This window comes from Maribacter hydrothermalis (assembly GCF_001913155.1).
Lineage (GTDB): Bacteria > Bacteroidota > Bacteroidia > Flavobacteriales > Flavobacteriaceae > Maribacter > Maribacter hydrothermalis.
Window position 1 is genome coordinate 591,185 of the sequence record NZ_CP018760.1, and the last position, 19,098, is coordinate 610,282.

The following is a 19,098-nucleotide window of genomic DNA, read 5'->3' on the forward strand; positions in this document are numbered from 1 at the left end:
GATTACTTATTCTCAGAATTATACAAATCTTTTATTATACCATCTGAAAGTCCGATTTTAGGGACATGAATTTTCTTAGCTCCACTCCATTTAGCTGCTGAAAGAAATATTTTTGTTGCAGGAATGATAACATCGGCCCTATCTGGATTTAACCCTAATTCTGATATTCTATCATGATAACTAAGGCTATCTAAAAATTGATATTGGGCGTTTAACCAAATATATGACAATGGTTCACCTTCCTTTCTTCCCGATAGTTTATGCAACTTGTTGATATTTCCACCGGAACCTATGATGGACAATTTAGGTTTGTCCTTTAAAATTAATTTAATCCAATCTTCTAATTTATTCCAAGTTTCGGGTTTTACCATATTATTCAAAAGCCTGACCGTCCCTAATTTAAAAGACTTTGACACTTGAATTTTGCCTTGAGAAAACAAAGTAAATTCGGTACTACCACCACCAACATCAATGTATAAAAAAGATTGATCATCAGTTATTAGATTTTTTAAATCTGTTGAGGCTATTATGGCAGCTTCCTGCTTACCATCTATGAGATCTATTTGAATACCTGACTCTTGAGCTATTTTTTCTATTATTTCATTTCCATTATTGGCTTCTCTCATTGCAGATGTAGCGCAAGCTCTATACTTTTCAACTCCAACAACTTCCATTAAATGTTTAAAAGCTTTCATGGTTTTTATTAACCGCTTTTCATTTACTTCAGATATTTCACCAACTGTAAATGAATCTTCACCCAATCTTACAGGAACCCTAACCAGAGCGCTTTTTCTAAATTGGGTCTTTTTTCCCTTATCTTCAATAACATTATGGGTAAGCAACCTAATAGCGTTAGAGCCTATATCAATAGCTGCAAATTTTCTTACTTTCAAATGTTATCCCTTTTAAGATTCCTGTTTATTTGCATAATACTCATAAGTTGCAAATTGCGACCTAATTTTAGGGGTTGATGTTTTGCGATAGGCGTTATCTTGCTTTTCATTAAAAACTCTTGCCTTCATATTATCTTTCCAACAAATCTCAAACGTATCCATCAGTTCTTTCTTAATATCCTCATCATAAATTGGACAACCTACTTCAACTCTATAATCTAAGTTTCTAGTCATCCAATCTGCAGAAGAAATATAAACTTTAGGATTTCCACCATTTGCAAAAGCGAATAGCCTTGTATGCTCCAAAAACTTATCTACAACACTAATAGCCTCTATGTTTTCGCTCATACCCTTAACACCTGGTATTAAGCAACATATACCTCTTATAATCAACTGGATCTTTACCCCTGCCCTACTAGCTTCGTAAAGCTTATCTACCATTTTATATGAGGTAAAGCTGTTCATTTTTATTTTAATATAAGCCTCTTTTCCTAAGAGTGCATTTGCAATTTCAACATCTATTAATTTTATAAAAGCATTTTTTGTATAATGTGGAGATACTATTAAATGTTTGTATTTATTGATTTTATAGGTTGTTTCAAAAAAATCAAAAACCTTATTCAGCTCTTTTAAAATTGGAACATGAGCGGTAAATAGTGTATAGTCGGTATAGATCCTAGCGGTTGATTCATTAAAATTACCTGTACTTATAAAGCCATAGCGTCTTATTTCATTGCCTTCTTCCCTTTCAATTAAACAAATTTTACTATGGACTTTTAAACCTGGTACACCAAAAATTAATTTTACTCCCTCTGCTTGTAATTGTTCTGCATATTCAATATTCGCTTGTTCATCAAAACGTGCTTGTAACTCAATTTGTACGGTAACTTGCTTTCCGTTTTTTACAGCGTTTATTAATGATGCCGCAATTTGAGAATTACTTGCCAATCTATACACCGTAATTTTAATAGTACGTACTTTTGGATCTAAAGCAGCTTCTCGTAAAAACTTGAGAATATAGGTGAAGGTATGGTAAGGTGTATATTGCAAATAATCCTTTTTAGCGATACTTTCTAGAATACTCCCTTCTATTGTTAAACCTTTTACAGGCAAGGGCGTTATTTTGTTGTACAATAAATCCTTTCTACCTAAGCTAGGGAATCCCAAATAATCTCTACGATTATGGTATCTACCTCCTGGAATTACACTATCAGTATCCTCTATGTTCATTTTCTCTTTAAGAAAAGTTAAGGTATCCTTACCTATACTTTTATCATAAACAAAGCGAACAGGATCCCCTATTTTTCTATGCTCAACACTTGAAGATATTTTCTCGATAAAACTTTTACTTAAATCATTATCAATATCCAATTCAGCATCTCTAGTAATCTTGATCATATGAGCGGAAATAGACTCATAATCGAACATTGTAAATATATTATCCAAACAATATCTGATTAAATCATCTAAAATGATGATAAAACTTTTATCCCCTTCATCTGGCAAAACAACAAAACGGTCAATACCCTTGGGGATTTCAATTAACGCATATCGTTTCTCCTTTTTACTGTCAATGCTCCTAATCACTAATTTTACAGCCAAATAAGCCGCAGTATCTTTTAAAGTAGGGAACCTAGTAAGTTCATTTAAAATAATCGTCATTAGTTGTGGACTTACTTCCTTTAAGAAATAAGCTTTCGCATATTCTTTCTGACTTTCATTTAGCTCAGTTTCTTTAAGTATAAAAATATTTTTACTTTCTAGTTCGTGTTCTATCTTTCTAAGAATGGCCAAACTCTTTGTCTGTTGTTCTATTACAATATTAGTAATCTCTTCTAAAAGGTCTTTTGCCTTTTCACCTCCTAAAACACTTTTTCCAGTTTTACCAGCTTCAACAATTCGTTTAACCGTGGCATAGCGTACTTTAAAAAACTCATCTAAATTATTAGAAAATATACCTAAAAAACGTAGCCTTTCAATTAAAGGAACATTCTTATCCGCACTTTCTTGCAATACCCGTTCGTTGAACCACAACCAGCTTATTTCTCTATTTACGTATTGATTATTGTTTTTTACCATGCCTTTAGTTGCTTTGGAAATATAGTTTGTATAGTAGAGCCTTTTGAAATACTGGCCCATGAATTTTCTTTAAATTGTAAATGAACAAAACCACTAGTAGGAACATTATCTATATGCTTATTACCTAAAGCATTGGCTATATATGTAAATGCATGGTTATGTCCAAAAATTAAGACATTATCCAATTTATTATCTAAGCCTTTTATAAACTCGATAACTTTATCTCCTGAAAAGTCGTATAAATTGGTTTCAACAGAAAAGTTGTGTAAAGGATATTTTAAGGTTCTTAAACAAATGATAGCTGTATGTAATGCTCTGTTCGCTGGACTAGAAAAAGCATGGTCTATTTTAATTTTTTTACCTACCACCGCTTCACCAACCAACTGCGCGTCAGTAATACCTCTTTGCAGTAATGCTCTATCTTGGTCACTTACATTAAGTTCCCAAGAAGATTTGCCATGTCGCATTAAATATAAATTTTTCATCATGCTTTTTTTTAAGGTGCTAATCGTTCCATTTTCCAGTCAAAATCATCAGTTAACGAATACCGAATTCTATCATGCAATCTATTGGGCCTACCCTGCCAAAACTCCATTGAAACAGGCCTTACTAAATATCCTCCCCAATGATCTGGACGTTCAATCTCTTTTCCTTTATACTCTTTTTCTAGTTGAATTAGTTTGTCTTCTAATATAGTTCTAGATTCTATTACCGAACTCTGATCAGACACTAATGCCCCCAGTTTACTTCCATCTGGGCGAGATTCAAAATAACCATCAGACAGGTTTTTGGCAAGTTTTTCAGCTGTACCTTTAATAATTACTTGACGTTCTAGATTTGCCCAAAAAAAAGAAATGCAAATTTTAGGATTTTCACTTATTGCCTGCCCTTTCTCACTATTGTAATTCGTGTAAAAAATAAAGCCTTCATGAGTATATTTTTTAAGAAGTACAACCCTGCTTTTTGGAAACCCATCTAAACCTACTGTAGAAACAGTCATGGCATTTGGTTCGTCTACTCCATCAGATTTTTCAACTTCGTAGAACCATGTTTGAAAAAGTTGAATAGGATTGTCAGATATACTGTCCTCCATCAACGCACTTTTCTCGTAAGATTTTCTATAATCCCCTAAATCTTTTTGCATCATTTTCGTGTTAAAAACAAGATAAACAAAGTTCTAAAAAGAAAGGAAAATAAACGCTATAAAAACTGAATAATAGGTTTAAAAATCGAAAGTCTTACCATCATCGGCAAGAAGCACATTAGGGAAAATTAAAGCTGCTTCTTCTTTAAAAAGCGCTATTGATTTGTATCGTGTAGAATAATGACCTAAAACTAAGGTTTTTACATTTGCTTCTTTAGCTATTTTAGCTGCCTGTTGTGCCGTAGAATGTTTTGTTTTTGTTGCTAAATCTGCCTCTGACTCCAAAAAGGTAGATTCATGATATAAAACATCTACATCCTTAATTCTAGAAGCTAAAGTTTCATCGAACACTGTATCACTGCAAAAAGCGTATGATTTTGGCTTTGGAGGATCAAAAGTTAATTTACTATTAGAAATCACCTCCCCATTATCTAAGGTAATACTTTTACCGTTTTTTATATTATTGAAATAAGCTTTGTCAATACCGTAATCTTCAGCAGCCTCAATATTTAGCTTTCTTTTCCCTACTTTTTCCCTAAATAAATAGCCGTTAGTATAAATTCTATGATCTAATGGTATTGTGGTAACGGTAATTTTATTATCCTCAAAAATAAGCTCTGACTCTTTACTAGACAACTCATGAAACAACAATGGATAGTTTGTCCAAGAATCTCCTAGTTTTAATAATAATATTATTGCTTCTTTTATTCCTTTAGGACCATGTATATGAAGGGCTTTCTCCCTGCCTAACAAACGCATAGTAGAAATAAAACCTGGCAAGCCAAAGAAGTGATCACCATGTAGGTGAGAAATAAAAATATGGTTTATTCTTGAAAACTTAACCTTATGCCTTCTAAGTTCTACTTGTGTACCCTCTCCACAATCTATAAGAACAATATGATTATTGATTTCTAATATTTGTGCAGTAGGGTTTGTTAACGTTCTTGGTGTTGCCGCGTAACAACCCAATACAGTAAGGCGCATATGAATTAAGTTCTATTTTTTAAATTTTATCTATTTACAGTCCTAGATCACGTTCAATTTCTTCCATTTCAACAATGTCCCTAGCTTCTTTAATTGTCGGTACTAGATTTATTTCATCTGGCACATCATCATACGAAACCTTATTAGATACCAGTACAAACGATTGTCCGTTTTTTTTATACTTCTTGGCAATTTCTAAAAATGAAATAACATTATAGGGCGTTAATTTGGAGAACCCTAATAAATCTATGACTAGATTATCATTCTTTAATTTGGCATATTCGTTCTCCAAATTCTGTAAAAAATTTTCAATAGAAATTTCTTCTTGTGAGACGAGTATAAACGATTCTTCTTTATTAAAAATCATATCATTTAATTTTAGATGCTAACAAATATATTACTGCCATACGAATGGCAACTCCGTTTTCTACCTGATTCAAAATTATAGATTGTTTTGAATCGGCAACATCACTTGTAATTTCAACACCCCTGTTTATTGGCCCAGGGTGCATAATTACAATCTCCTTATCTAAACTATCAAGTAGCTTTTTATTTACGCCAAATTGTTGCGTGTACTCTCTTGTTGTCGGGAAATAACTAATATCTAATCTTTCGTTCTGTATGCGTAACATATTAGCCACGTCGCACCACTCTAACGCTCTTCTTAAATTTGTTTCTACCTCAACTCCTAAACTATCTATATATTTAGGCAACAAGGTTTTAGGTCCACACACCTTAACATTTGCTCCTTGTAACTTTAAAGCAAAAATATTAGATAATGCCACTCTAGAATGAAGAATATCCCCAACAATTACCACATTTTTCCCTGCTACATCTCCTAGCTTTTCTCGTATAGAATAAGAATCTAACAATGCTTGTGTCGGGTGCTCATGTGCTCCATCTCCTGCATTTACTATGGACGCTTTTACATGTTTTGAAAGAAATATACCAGCCCCAGGATTTGGATGACGCATAACAACCATATCTACTTTCATAGATAATATATTGTTTACGGTATCTATAAGCGTCTCCCCTTTTTTTACCGAAGATTGACTAGCAGAAAAATTAAGAACATCTGCAGACAATCTTTTCTCTGCAAGTTCAAAAGACAACTTGGTTCTAGTACTGTTTTCGAAAAATATATTCGCTATAGTAATATCTCGTAACGAAGGAACTTTCTTGATCGACCTATTAATTACTTCCTTAAAATGATCGGCGGTTTCAAAAATAAGCTGAATATCGGTTTCCTTAAGATATTTAATTCCCAATAAGTGTTTAACACTCAGTTCGCTCATTTTCTTATCTATTTACTAAATATATAATATCTTCCCCGTCATTTTCCTGCCACATTACCTTTACTTTCTCTTCATTAATGGCATCTACTTGGCGACCTCGATAATTAGGCTGAATAGGCAAATGCCTACTGAATCTACGATCTATTAAACACAATAATTCCACGTCTTTTGGTCTACCAAACGATTGTAACGCAGTCAACGCAGCATTTATGCTTCGGCCAGTATAGAGAACATCATCAATTAAAACCACGTTCTTGTCTTCTACCAAAAAATCTATTTTAGTTTTTGTAGCCTCTAAGGTTTTATCTCCCCTTCTAAAATCATCCCTATAAAAAGTAATATCTAAAAAACCTAAATCTATTTGTTTTACTTTATACTCTTCTTTTAAAATCTTGGTAAGTCTTTGTGCCAGGTATTTACCCCTAGGCTGAATTCCTATAAGTACCGTATTTTCAAAAGTTAAATGGTTTTCAAGTAGCTGACAAGCTAATCGATGCAAGATGATATTTATTTCTTTTGAAGAGAGTAAAACCTTTTGACTCATAATAGACACCCATGCATTTAGCTAAACAAAAATAGAAAATTCTATCTAAACTTTAACAGGTATTCGTAGTAAGTAAATATGAAAAAAAATATAATCCTCTTATATTATAAATTATAAGCCTAAAATAGAGAAAAACGCTTCTTTGTGACTGTCACCTATAGGTATGCGCATATCGTTAATTACAATTCTATTTCGTTGTACTGTTTTTATAAAATTAACGTTTACAATGTAAGATTTATGAACCCTAAGAAATTGATTAGATGGCAATTTGCTCATTATTTCTTTAAAACTCATTAATGTTAAAACTGTTTTATTCGTATTACAAATATGAATTTTAAGGTAGTCTTTTAATCCTTGAATATATTCAATTTGGTCCAAATCAATTTTAATACTTTCATATTCTGCCTTTACGAAAATAAACTTCTTTTCGACTGAATTATCACCGTTTGATGGAAAAACATTTGCTATCATAGTTGGCTTTTCTTTTTTAGAAATTAAATCTTGTACCCTTGAAACTGACTTTATAAATCGATGATATGGTATTGGTTTAACTAAATAATCAACTGCGTTTAATTCAAACCCATCTACAGCATACTGAGAATAGGCGGTTGTAAATATGAAAAATGGTTTATTATCCAAGGTTCCCATAAAATCAATCCCATTAATCTGAGGCATTTCTATATCGCAGAAAATTAAATCAATTTTTTTCTCCTTAATATCCGTTATAGCATCTAGTGGATTGGTGTATGTGTTTACTAAATCTATAAAATCCAACTTCTCGCAATATCCAGATAAGATTTCTATTGCAAGTGGCTCATCATCTATTATTATGCATCTCATAGGTTTGGCTTTTTTTGATATATGGTCAATAACACCTCATAATTTTCTCCATCATTGTGTACCTGAAGATCGTGTAATGATGGATAAATCAATTCTAACTGATTTCTAATATTCTCAAGACCTATCCCAGAATTACTTGTAGGCTCTCTAAAAACCCCTATTTTATTTTTAACATTTAAAACGATAGATTCATTAGTAATATCTAAGGTGATTTTTACGTAAGTCTTTCCCTTATAATCTGTCCCGTATTTAAAAGCATTTTCTATAAAAGAAATAAATAATAGTGGCGGCACTGCCCTACCTCTATCTTCACCTGTTATTTTCAACGACACATTTTCGCTATCCGATAATCTTAATCGTTGAAGTTGTATGTAACTCTTTATATAATCCAACTCTTTATTTAAGGGCACCAAATCTTTATCTGCTTCATAGAGCATATAACGCATAAGTTCCGAAAGGTCTACGATAGCTTCGGACGTATCTGGTGATTTTTTAACTGAAAGTGCATAAATTGTGTTTAGTGAATTAAATAAAAAGTGCGGATTTAGCTGTGCTTTTAAAAATTGCAATTCAGATTTTACACTTTCTTTCTCTACTGTTAATCGAAGAGTTTCATTTTGCTCCCACTCTACATACATTCTTAAAATTGTACTTATTACATAAGGTATGCCAAGGATAATAATGAACCTAATGTGCAACATATAACCAAAGTCTCTAGGGGGTGGTCTGTTTATAAACTGATTATTTGGAAATTTAGGCTCAAAAAAATAGTTTAATACTACTACCGAAACTATTAATAAAGTAAGTGAAACAAGTAAATAAATAAGTACATTTTTTCTTAATAAATAGACTGGAACTAAATAAAAATAATTGAAATAAAACAGTACGATAATTACAATCAATTTGGAAAAAAGACCTATAGAAACTGGTCTAGCTTCATTCAAAATAGGATAAGAAAGCCCATAAAGCAACACCCAAATACTAATATGAACAATAATCTGAATCCTATTCTTAATAATCAAATTCATATTTACATTAGTAACTGTCGTTTGTTGTAATCTTTAATTTTGATAAATCTGACTGTAATAAAATTGGTGATTGACCCTTCTCTAGTTTACTAAGCACCAAATTGGCCACAGAAAGAGCCTGTTTCTCTGTTCTAAATGTTTGCTTACCAGGTAAGCCTGGAATAAACTCTTGTAAAATCAATATTCTTTCTCCTTTTAAAATTTGATACCCATAGCCTTCTTTTAGACTGACAACCTCGCTACGAATTAATTGTTCATTTTGCTTTGAATTTTGACTACTATATATGTACCCAAAGCATATTGCCAAAAATAGGGTAATCACTATCATAAATTTTATTATAGAATTCATAATTAAATGTTTAAAAATGGGTCAATCCATACAGATTAACCCAAAAAATTAACAAACTCACTCATTATAAAAACTAATCTTCATCATCGTACTCGTCAAGTGGAAAAAACTCATCTAAATTATCCAAGTATAGACTACCTGTTCTTCCCATTCCAATAAAAGCACGAACACCATTAGAAAAAGCAATTGCATCTTGCCTTGTTGCTCCTTCAAAAGATGTTTTTTGTTCCCATTCATCGGTTGCGGGATCGTACTCCCAAACTGTATTGGTAGCCCCTCCTAATTCGCCACATGCGATGTACCCATAACCATTTAAAGTAAACCCAACAGCATTACTACGGGTAATAGCATATTCATCCTCCTCATCTAAATCTAGTTTTTTAGTCCAAGTTTCAGTAGATGGATCAAAAACCCAAAAATCATCTAAATAAACTCCGTTGGAAACACCTGTACCTAAATAAACCAAGCCATTAATAGTAAAACTAGTTGCCGCCCTACGTTTATTACCACCAAAACCTACTAGCTCTGTCCATGTATCTGTTGCAGGATTATATTTCCAAAAATCTTTTCGGTCATTCTCCCCGTCATAGCCTGTACCCACGTAACCAGAACCATTTACACCAAATGCTACTGCATTTCTCCTTGTTGTAGGGAAAGATGCAATCTCAGTCCATGTATTTGTAGCCGTACTATATGTGTAGAAATCGCTCAATTCATCAACTCCATCATAACCTGTACCTATATATCCCTTACCATCCAATTCGAAGCCTACCGCTGCATTACGAGCAACCCCCGGGAAATCAGCTTTTTGGGACCAATAATCCCCTTCCATATCATATGCCCAAAATGATGCTAAATAATCATCACCGTCATACCCTACACCCATGTAGCCAATATTATCTATTGTAAAACCCGACACGCTACTACGAGCACTACCGTCGAATACCGACTTATCTATCCAGTTACCTAAATCATCATCGTCATCATCACTAGAGCAGCTCGTAAATGCCATAGCCAATACCGCTATACCTGTTATCTTAAATAAAAAGGATTTACTTTTAATCATTGTTTTTTGTTTTAAAATTCTTCTTTTCAAAATCAAAACTACAGGAGAGGGTAGTGTTCTAAAAAACACAATATATCAAAGTTCAATTTTAACATACCAAACCCATGATTTAATCTACCAATACTATCATTTCATTAGTAGTTTAAATATCATAGTTCATCCTATAACATTACCAATTCGTCTATTCAGGTTTTTACAACCGCAACTGACATTTAGTTTTGAGAAAAATTAAATAATAAATGAAAATCCTTATCAGTAAAATCCGCTCCGGCCATGTGTTTGTCTACGGAATTATTTTGTTGTTCATCATGATTTCCTGTAGTGAAGAAAATTATAATAATTCTGAATTTATTGCCGGTGAAACCTTCACTAACAGTAATATTCGCCTTTTATTAATAGATAGCTTAACGGTTGACACCTCGACTATTAAATTTGATAACATTCCTACATCTGATGCAACTAGAATATTAACTGGAAGGTACAATGACCCTGTATTTGGCATTGTAACCACTTCAAGCCATATGCAATTATTGCCAACCACGTATACCATAGACACCGAGGCTGAATTTGACAGTATTGTTTTAGTGCTTGGATATGATAAGTATTATTACAATGATACCCTACAAAGAAATACGTTACATATTAAAAGAATTATTGAAAGTTTTAACCCCATAGAAGATGATTATTTCTACAATACCAGCTCCATTTCTTATGAGGAAGAAGATTTAGGCTTTTTAGAATATACCCCTAGACCGTTGGCGGGAGACTCCATCACTATTAAACTTATTGATAATTTAGGCGCTGATTTATTCTCCAAGTTGCAAGAGAAAACAATTGTCAATTCTGATGAGTTTAAGGACTATTTTAAAGGAATAGCAATACTCCCTGATGAGACAGATAATGGGTCAATAATAGGTTTCTCTAAATCTTCGGGAAACACCTATGCACGATTATACTTTAGCACCGCAACGTCAGACGAATCCATACAAGAATATTTAGATATTCAAATAAATACCTCTAACAGTCCAATTCCTTTTTTTAATAAAATTAAAGCTGAAAATGCTATTGAACCACTACAAACTTTAACGGATAGCAAAGTAAACTTAACGAGTTCAGACTCATACAACCAAAGTTTTATTCAAGCTGGTGTTGGTATCGCCATGAGAATTCAATTTCCAAACATTGCCTCACTTTACGACATTCCAGGCAATGGAACTATTTTAGATGGTATATTAAAGATTAAGCCTGCACCGCAGTTTTATGATGAAAACTTAAAACTAAGAGATACGCTTGCTGTATATGTGGTTGACCAAAATAATGACCTAACCGAACAGTTATCCACTAGTTCTTATGCCATTCTTAATAGAGACAATCAAGAATTTAACGACATCTATTACGAGATTCCCATTGCTACATATTTAGAGGAATTACAGCTAAAAACAAGAGACCTTGATGATGCTTTAATACTTCTACCATTGAATTACAATTCAACAATTGACAGGTTTATAATCAATGCCAACGGAAACGGAGAAAACGAAACTATTCTAGAACTAACTTACGCTATATACGATGAAGATTAACCATTTGATTTTTACTTTATTAGGATTATTATTAATTATCACACATGAAATTACCGCCCAATCGGAAGCTTTAACAAGTTCTCCTTACTCTTTATATGGCCTAGGCGTAATTAACCAAACAAGTATAGGTAAATTTAATAGTCTTGGTTACAGCGGTATTGGTATAAAATCACCCTATGAGCTAAACAATTTAAATCCCGCCAACTACGCCTTAATTCCACAGAACTCCTTTTTGTATGACATAGGGATAACAGGTGAAATTAACAACTATAGCAACTCTACTACATCAGAAGGAAAATCTAATATAAATTTTTCTAACCTAGCTTTTGGATTTAGAATAATGGAGAATTTAGGTGCTGGTATTACACTTGTTCCGTATAGTGATGTTGGCTATTCTATTCTTGGAATTAGCACCAATGTTGAAGGGTCTAACGAATCTTTTGAAAGTAGTATAACCGGTTTAGGTGGTTTAAACGATATCCGTTTTAATTTAGGTTATGCTATAATAAATAAATTAAGATTAGGACTTAGCACATCTTTTCTATTTGGTAGTATAGAAGAAAATGAAGCATTTATATACAATGCCGCTTCGTTTGAGTCCACTGAAAAAACCAATTACAGTGGTGTTAGATTGGGGTTTGGACTTCAATGGGACGTTACCGATAATATTACTCTAGGTAGTACTATACAATTACCTACCAGATTAAATGGCAACTTAAAAAGGTCTGTAGACAAGTCGCTCTATGGAACAGATATCACTGTCGAAGACGAAACCACCGATAACGTTTCTGATTTTAAATTACCGCTAGAGCTAGGGTTTGGACTTAGTTTAAAACCAATAGATGAGATTACCTTAAGCGCAGATTTCAAGAAAAACTTTTGGACAAACACAAATCAATCGGAGAATATAGGAAAATATGTAGATCAAGATATTTATGCATTTGGTCTAGAATACCTAAAAGACCCTAAAAGTTATAAATATGGGCAGAGAATTAGCTATCGACTAGGGTATAACTATGATAATGGATATTTAGCCATTGGCGATAATAAAGTCAGCGGATATAATATAACTACAGGTATTGGAATACCTACCAGTAGAGGCACACACTCTATGATAAACTTATCTTACAGTTACGGCTCTAAGGGCATTTTACAGAACATTTTAATTAAGGAAAATTATCATCTAATTACCTTAAACATGAGTCTGGAAGACTTATGGTTTGTAAAGCGAAAAGTGTATTAATACAATTACTGAAGTAAATTAAAACAAAGAATATTACTCTTAATATCTACAAAAATCTCCACTAGTAATTCATTTTATTAGAACCCTAATAGGAACTGATAATAATGGATAACAGAAAAGCCCGGATAATTATCCGGGCTTTTACTTATAATCCTCTTAAGGAATGTAATAAGAAATTACTTCTTCTTTTTAGAATCAGCTGCTTCCATTTTATCCTTCAACGCCTGTAAAGCATCGTTAGCATCACCTAATGTAGGCTTAGCTTCATCTGCACTAGCAGATTGTCTTTTGACTGCTGCCTTAACATTACGTTGCTCCTCTTCACGGAAAATAGCGGTATGACTAGCTACTACACGTTTGAAGTCTTTATTGAACTCAATAATCTTGAATTCTGCTTCATCGCCTTTACCTAGTTTTTTACCATCTTCTTTTTCTAAATGACGTTGCGGTATAAATGCAACAATATCCTCGTTAAATTCAATTGTAGCTCCTTTATCAACAACATCAGTAATTGTAGCGGTATGTACCGTATCTAAAGCAAATTCAGTTTCATACTTATCCCAAGGGTTTTCAGTTGTTTGCTTATGACCTAAGCTCAACTTACGACCGTCAACATCTAATTCCAATACTTCAACTTCTAAAGTATCACCTACATTTGTAAATTCAGATGGATGCTTGATTTTCTTAGTCCAAGAAAGATCAGAGATGTATATTAAACCGTCAATACCTTCTTCTAGCTCAACAAAAACACCAAAGTTCGTAAAGTTTCTTACAATACCTTTATGCTTAGAACCAACAGGATATTTCGTAGTAATATCTGTCCAAGGGTCTGGAGTCAATTGCTTGATACCAAGAGACATTTTACGATCTTCACGATCCAATGTCAATACAACCGCTTCAACCTCATCACCAACATTTACGAAATCTTGTGCTGAACGCAAGTGCGTAGACCAAGACATTTCAGATACGTGGATAAGACCTTCAACACCTTCAACAACTTCAATGAATGCGCCATAATCAGCTATTACAACTACTTTACCTTTTACTTTATCACCAATCTTAATTTCATCGGATAAAGCTTCCCAAGGGTGCTTCTCCAATTGCTTAAGACCTAATTGAATTCTAGATTTGTTTTCATCAAAATCAAGAATTACAACATTTAATTTCTGGTCAAGCTCAACAACCTCGTTCGGGTGGTTGATTCTACTCCAAGAAAGGTCAGTAATGTGTACTAAACCATCAACACCACCAAGATCAATAAACACACCGTAAGAAGTAATGTTTTTAACAACACCTTCTAATACTTGTCCTTTTTCTAATTGGCTAATGATTTCTTTTTTCTGTTCTTCAATATCTGCTTCAATAAGCGCTTTATGAGAAACAACAACGTTTTTAAATTCGTGGTTGATTTTTACAACCTTAAATTCCATTGTTTTGTTAACATACTGATCGTAGTCACGAATAGGCTTAACGTCAATTTGAGAACCTGGTAAGAAAGCTTCAATACCAAATACGTCAACGATCATACCACCTTTAGTTCTGCACTTAACAAAACCACTAACGATTTCTTCTTTGTCATGCGCCGCATTTACACGGTCCCAAGCCATAATAGTTCTCGCTTTTCTGTGAGATAATACCAATTGACCACTTTTATCCTCACGAATATCAATCAATACTTCTACCTTGTCACCAACTTTTAAACCTGGGTTGTAACGAAATTCGTTCAACGAAATTACACCTTCAGATTTTGCGTTGATATCAATAATAGCCTCTCTATCAGTAATATAAACTACCTTTCCTTCAACAACTTCAGCATCTGCAGTGTCAACGAAATTTTCTGCCACTAATTGTTCAAATTCTTTCAATTTAGAATCGTCAACACGCTCAATTCCTTGCTCGTATTTTTCCCAATTAAAATTCTCTAAAAATTCTTGTGGATCTTGCTGTGGAGTTTCTACAGCTTTTTGTGTTGCTTCAGTAGTTTCTTCTACCTCTGCGTTTGTTTTTTCTTCAGCCATTTGCTGATTAATAATTTGTATTTCATAACCTTATCAAGACTTAGGCAACGACTATGAAAGTAGTTACATTAATTTTTTAACCCCTTTTTCTCTTGACTTCCTTGCTAAAAAGGTGTGCAAAAATAATCATTTTATTTAAAATAGACAATACAACTTATTATGTTTCATTCAATTGTCAATTATGGCATAATTTTGGAATGAAATACTTTAAATATGTTTATCTTAGACACATTAAATTAACCATTAAAAAAATTAAAAGTATGAGTGTTAAAGCGAAATATCAAGGGGTTTTAGATCTTGGTGAGCAATTAGGTATAAAAGACGGTAATGTTACTGTTGAAGGAGATATTCTTAAAGTTAAGGGACAAGCAAAAACACCTTATGAAAAAGACCTTATTTGGGACAAAATTAAACAACTAGGCGGCGAAAGTCCTTCTGACATTAAAGCTAACATTACAGTTGAAGATGATTCTGTATATCACAGACACGTTGTCAAAGGCGGCGAGTCTTTAAGTAAAATAGCTAAACACTATTACGGTGATGCTATGAAATATAAAGCAATTTTTGAGGCTAACACTGGTATATTGAAAAATCCAGATGTTATTCACCCAGACCAAGTTTTGGTTATTCCAAACAAATAGTTTCCATACTATATAAATAAAAAGAGGTTAGCCGTGCTAACCTCTTTTTTTATGCTTGCTTCTCAATAACCCTAAGCGAATGTTCATAGATTCTTTGAAACTGATCTTCTAGTCCTAAATCACTATTATCAAATTCAATGGCATCATCAGCTCTTTTTAAAGGAGAAATTGCCCGGTTACTATCTATAAAGTCTCTTTTTTGTACGTTTTCTAAAATATCAACGTACTTAACATCCTCCCCCCTATCTAATAATTCTTTATATCTTCTTACTGCTCTTTTTTCAGGTGAAGCTGTCATAAAAATTTTAAGTTCAGCTTCAGGAAAAACTACAGTACCGATATCTCTACCATCCATAACAATTCCTTTTTCAACACCCATGGCCTGCTGCATGGACACCAATTTTTTTCTAACCGCCTCCAAAACAGCAACCTGACTCACATTTTTTGAAACGGACATGGTTCTAATTTCCTTCTCAACATTTTCATCATTTAAAAACATTTCGGCGAACCCTAAATCTTCATTAAAAATAAATTTCAATTCAATTTCTCCTAAGGATTCAGTCAATGAAATTTCATCAATTTCATCATCAGCTATAAAACCCTGTCTCATAGCAAACAATGTAATCGCGCGATACATAGCACCAGTATCTACGTAAACATAATGTAACTTTTTAGCTAATTGCTTAGCTAAAGTACTTTTACCAGTAGAGGAAAATCCGTCAATAGCGATTATAATCTTTTTCATTGTCCCAAAAATAAAAAGAATAAAGTAATTAAAGCGTTTTAGCGTTTTTCACCTTTGTACCTGTAATAGCAATATCAATTACTTCTGACATTTCTTTTACATAATGAAAAGTTAACCCTTTTAGATAAGACTCTTTTATTTCCTTAACATCACGCTCATTATCGGCACAAAGAATGATTTCTTTTATACGTGCTCTTTTAGCTGCAAGAATTTTCTCTTTTATGCCACCTACCGGTAAAACTTTACCACGCAAGGTAATTTCACCTGTCATAGCCAGACTCTTTTTAATACGCTTTTGTGTAAATAAAGAAACTAAAGATGTTAACATGGTAATACCTGCACTAGGACCATCTTTTGGAGTGGCACCTTCTGGTACATGAATATGCACATTATAATTTTCAAATACCGTAGAATCTATACTAAATCGTTCTGCATTAGATTTTATATATTCCATGGCAATGGTTGCGGACTCTTTCATTACTTTTCCCAAGTTTCCGGTAATTGTCATTGTCCCCTTACCTTTAGACAGTATTGACTCTATAAATAAAATATCACCGCCAACGCTTGTCCATGCTAGACCCGTAACAACGCCTGCTACTTCATTATTCTCATATTTGTCTCGTTCCATTTTTGGAGCTCCCAATACTTCTATAACAATTTCATTGTTAACCTTAACCTCATATTCTTCTTCAGTTGCAATAGATTTCGCAGCATAACGAACCATTTTTGCAATTTGCTTTTCTAAAGAACGTACACCAGATTCCCGAGTATACCCTTCAACAATTTTCTCTAATTGAGGTTTTCCTATTTTTAGATGACTTGAGTCTAAACCATGCTCCGTAAGCTGTTTTGGTAAAAGATGTTTCTTTGCAATTTCTACTTTTTCCTCAATGGTATAACCGCTTACATGTATAATTTCCATACGGTCTCTAAGCGCTGGTTGTATACTCCCTAAATTATTGGCCGTTGCAACAAACATAACCTTAGATAAATCATATCCCAATTCCAAAAAATTATCATGGAAATCACTATTCTGTTCAGGATCTAATACTTCTAACATGGCCGAAGAAGGATCACCCTGATTACTGTTTGATAATTTATCTATCTCATCCAATATAAAAACAGGGTTTGAAGTCCCCGCTTTTTTAAGACTTTGTATAATTCTACCTGGCATAGCACCAATATAAGTTTTACGATGCCCTCTAATCTCGGCCTCATCACGCAAACCTCCTAAAGACATACGCACATACTCTCTCCCTAAAGCTTCTGCAATGGATTTACCTAAAGATGTTTTACCAACACCCGGAGGTCCGTATAAACACAAAATAGGCGATTTCATATCATTTCGCAGCTTTAATACTGCTAGATATTCAATGATTCTTTTCTTTACATCTTCTAAACCATAATGATCCCTATCTAAAATTCTTTGGGCACGTTTTAAATCGAATTTATCTTTTGAAAATAATTTCCAAGGTAAATCCAGCATTAGGTCCAAGTAATTTCTTTGAATGGAATACTCAGCAACTTGTGGATTCATTCGTTGCATTTTAGCCAATTCTTTATTAAAATGTTCCTTAACCTTTTTGCCCCATTTTTTCTTTTTGGATTTAACTTTCATTTCCTCCAACTCTTCATCATAGGATACACCACCAAGCTCTTCTTGAATTGTTTTCATCTGTTGATGAAGAAAGTACTCCCGCTGTTGTTGGTCTAAGTCATTTCTAACTTTAGATTGAATATCATTCTTAAGCTCTAATTTTTGCATTTCAACATTCATATATTTTAATGTTGCCAACGCTCTATCTTGCAAACTACCAATTTCCAGTAATTCCTGTTTTGCCTTTACATCTAAGTTTAGATTAGAGGACACAAAATTTATAAGAAAGGAATCACTTTGAATATTCTTGATAGCAAATGAAGCCTCACTAGGTATATTAGGATTATCTCTTATTATTTTAAGAGCCAACTCTTTTATGGATTCTATGATGGCCAAAAATTCTTTATCATTTTTCTTTGGCCTTTCCTCTTTGGTTTCCCTAACCGTAGCTGTTATGTATGGTTTTTTAGTCAAAACCTCTGCAATCTCAAATCGTTTCTTTCCCTGTATAATAACTGTAGTATTACCATCAGGCATTTGAAGCACACGTAATATTCTTGCTACCGTACCCAAAGTGTTTATATCCTTAACATCTGGGTTTTCAGTTTCTTCATCTTTCTGAGAAACTACACCAATTACTTTAGAGCCATTATTGGCGTCTTTAATTAAGCGAATACTCTTATCCCTGCCCGCCGTAATAGGAATTACTACACCAGGGAAAAGCACTGTATTTCTTAAAGGCAAAATTGGTAACGTTTCTGGTAACGTTTCACTATTCATTTGCTCTTCGTCCTCAGGAGTTAATAGTGGTATCAACTCAGAATCCTGATCAATCCCTTGTAAAGACATATTGTCAAAATTTGAAAATTTAGAATCTCCCATACTCATATATCGGTCATTCTGTCATTAAAAAGACAGATTTTTATTTTAATTAATTATGTATAAATCCTATAAACGCAATAAAAACCAAGCGAATACAGCTTTTGCATCTTCATTTGCAACTAACTATTTCAATTCTTGTGCCAATTAACGAACGAAGCCGGCCCTATAAA

General features: G+C 33.3%; 18 protein-coding genes. 3 read left to right on the forward strand and 15 right to left on the reverse strand.

What is annotated here, in order from left to right; all coding sequences use genetic code 11:
* Positions 1 to 2 precede the first annotated feature (2 nt).
* From BTR34_RS02615 to BTR34_RS02670, 12 genes are all read right to left on the reverse strand, one after another.
* Entirely contained in the window at positions 3 to 893 is an 891-nt protein-coding gene (locus BTR34_RS02615) for a Ppx/GppA phosphatase family protein (RefSeq protein ID WP_068484212.1), read from the reverse strand.
* Positions 894 to 905: 12 nt separating this feature from the next.
* Positions 906 to 2,972, reverse strand: coding sequence for a polyphosphate kinase 1 (gene ppk1 / locus BTR34_RS02620; RefSeq protein ID WP_068484210.1), 2,067 nt, complete (start codon positions 2,970 to 2,972; stop codon positions 906 to 908).
* Positions 2,966 to 3,460 carry a SixA phosphatase family protein gene (locus tag BTR34_RS02625; RefSeq protein ID WP_317039580.1) on the reverse strand — a complete coding sequence of 165 codons (495 nt, stop codon included), beginning with the start codon at positions 3,458 to 3,460 and terminating at the stop codon, positions 2,966 to 2,968. The genes ppk1 and BTR34_RS02625 overlap by 7 nt, the downstream gene beginning before the upstream one ends.
* Before the next feature lie 8 nt (positions 3,461 to 3,468).
* Complete coding sequence (pdxH, locus tag BTR34_RS02630) at positions 3,469 to 4,116, reverse strand: pyridoxamine 5'-phosphate oxidase (protein WP_068484253.1); 648 nt, start codon at positions 4,114 to 4,116, stop codon at positions 3,469 to 3,471.
* A 78-nt stretch (positions 4,117 to 4,194) separates the two neighbouring features.
* A complete protein-coding gene (locus tag BTR34_RS02635; protein ID WP_068484205.1) occupies positions 4,195 to 5,100 on the reverse strand; it encodes a ribonuclease Z in 906 nt (301 codons plus the stop codon).
* A 34-nt stretch (positions 5,101 to 5,134) separates the two neighbouring features.
* A complete protein-coding gene (locus tag BTR34_RS02640) occupies positions 5,135 to 5,467 on the reverse strand; it encodes a ribonuclease Z (protein ID WP_068484204.1) in 333 nt (110 codons plus the stop codon).
* A gap of 1 nt (position 5,468) precedes the next feature.
* Positions 5,469 to 6,395: an aspartate carbamoyltransferase catalytic subunit gene (locus BTR34_RS02645; RefSeq protein WP_068484201.1), complete on the reverse strand. Its 927-nt coding sequence runs from the start codon at positions 6,393 to 6,395 to the stop codon at positions 5,469 to 5,471.
* Between the two features lie 4 nt (positions 6,396 to 6,399).
* Positions 6,400 to 6,939: a bifunctional pyr operon transcriptional regulator/uracil phosphoribosyltransferase PyrR gene (pyrR, locus tag BTR34_RS02650; protein ID WP_068484199.1), complete on the reverse strand. Its 540-nt coding sequence runs from the start codon at positions 6,937 to 6,939 to the stop codon at positions 6,400 to 6,402.
* Between the two features lie 111 nt (positions 6,940 to 7,050).
* Entirely contained in the window at positions 7,051 to 7,779 is a 729-nt protein-coding gene (locus tag BTR34_RS02655) for a LytR/AlgR family response regulator transcription factor (protein WP_068484197.1), read from the reverse strand.
* A complete protein-coding gene (locus BTR34_RS02660) occupies positions 7,776 to 8,807 on the reverse strand; it encodes a sensor histidine kinase (RefSeq protein ID WP_235843190.1) in 1,032 nt (343 codons plus the stop codon). Before BTR34_RS02660 ends, BTR34_RS02655 begins: the two co-directional genes overlap by 4 nt.
* 7 nt (positions 8,808 to 8,814) lie before the next feature.
* Entirely contained in the window at positions 8,815 to 9,156 is a 342-nt protein-coding gene (locus BTR34_RS02665) for a DUF4907 domain-containing protein (protein WP_074472090.1), read from the reverse strand.
* A 73-nt stretch (positions 9,157 to 9,229) separates the two neighbouring features.
* Positions 9,230 to 10,222 carry a Kelch repeat-containing protein gene (locus BTR34_RS02670; RefSeq protein WP_068484193.1) on the reverse strand — a complete coding sequence of 331 codons (993 nt, stop codon included), beginning with the start codon at positions 10,220 to 10,222 and terminating at the stop codon, positions 9,230 to 9,232.
* 239 nt (positions 10,223 to 10,461) lie between these two features.
* Between BTR34_RS02670 and BTR34_RS02675 the strand changes: the two genes are divergently transcribed.
* A complete protein-coding gene (locus BTR34_RS02675) occupies positions 10,462 to 11,802 on the forward strand; it encodes a DUF4270 family protein (protein ID WP_068484191.1) in 1,341 nt (446 codons plus the stop codon).
* Positions 11,792 to 13,045, forward strand: coding sequence for an OmpP1/FadL family transporter (locus BTR34_RS02680; RefSeq protein ID WP_068484189.1), 1,254 nt, complete (start codon positions 11,792 to 11,794; stop codon positions 13,043 to 13,045). The genes BTR34_RS02675 and BTR34_RS02680 overlap by 11 nt, the downstream gene beginning before the upstream one ends.
* Before the next feature lie 176 nt (positions 13,046 to 13,221).
* Here the strand turns inward: BTR34_RS02680 and rpsA are convergent, their stop codons facing one another.
* The gene (gene rpsA / locus BTR34_RS02685) at positions 13,222 to 15,063 is read right to left on the reverse strand and encodes a 30S ribosomal protein S1 (RefSeq protein ID WP_068484187.1); all 1,842 of its coding nucleotides are present in this window, start codon (positions 15,061 to 15,063) and stop codon (positions 13,222 to 13,224) included.
* Between the two features lie 260 nt (positions 15,064 to 15,323).
* Between rpsA and BTR34_RS02690 the strand changes: the two genes are divergently transcribed.
* Positions 15,324 to 15,704, forward strand: coding sequence for a LysM peptidoglycan-binding domain-containing protein (locus BTR34_RS02690; RefSeq protein WP_068484250.1), 381 nt, complete (start codon positions 15,324 to 15,326; stop codon positions 15,702 to 15,704).
* Between the two features lie 49 nt (positions 15,705 to 15,753).
* Here BTR34_RS02690 and cmk read toward each other — a convergent pair whose 3' ends face one another.
* Positions 15,754 to 16,449: a (d)CMP kinase gene (gene cmk, locus BTR34_RS02695; protein WP_068484185.1), complete on the reverse strand. Its 696-nt coding sequence runs from the start codon at positions 16,447 to 16,449 to the stop codon at positions 15,754 to 15,756.
* A 28-nt stretch (positions 16,450 to 16,477) separates the two neighbouring features.
* The gene (gene lon / locus BTR34_RS02700) at positions 16,478 to 18,928 is read right to left on the reverse strand and encodes an endopeptidase La (RefSeq protein WP_068484183.1); all 2,451 of its coding nucleotides are present in this window, start codon (positions 18,926 to 18,928) and stop codon (positions 16,478 to 16,480) included.
* Between the last annotated feature and the right edge of the window lie 170 nt (positions 18,929 to 19,098).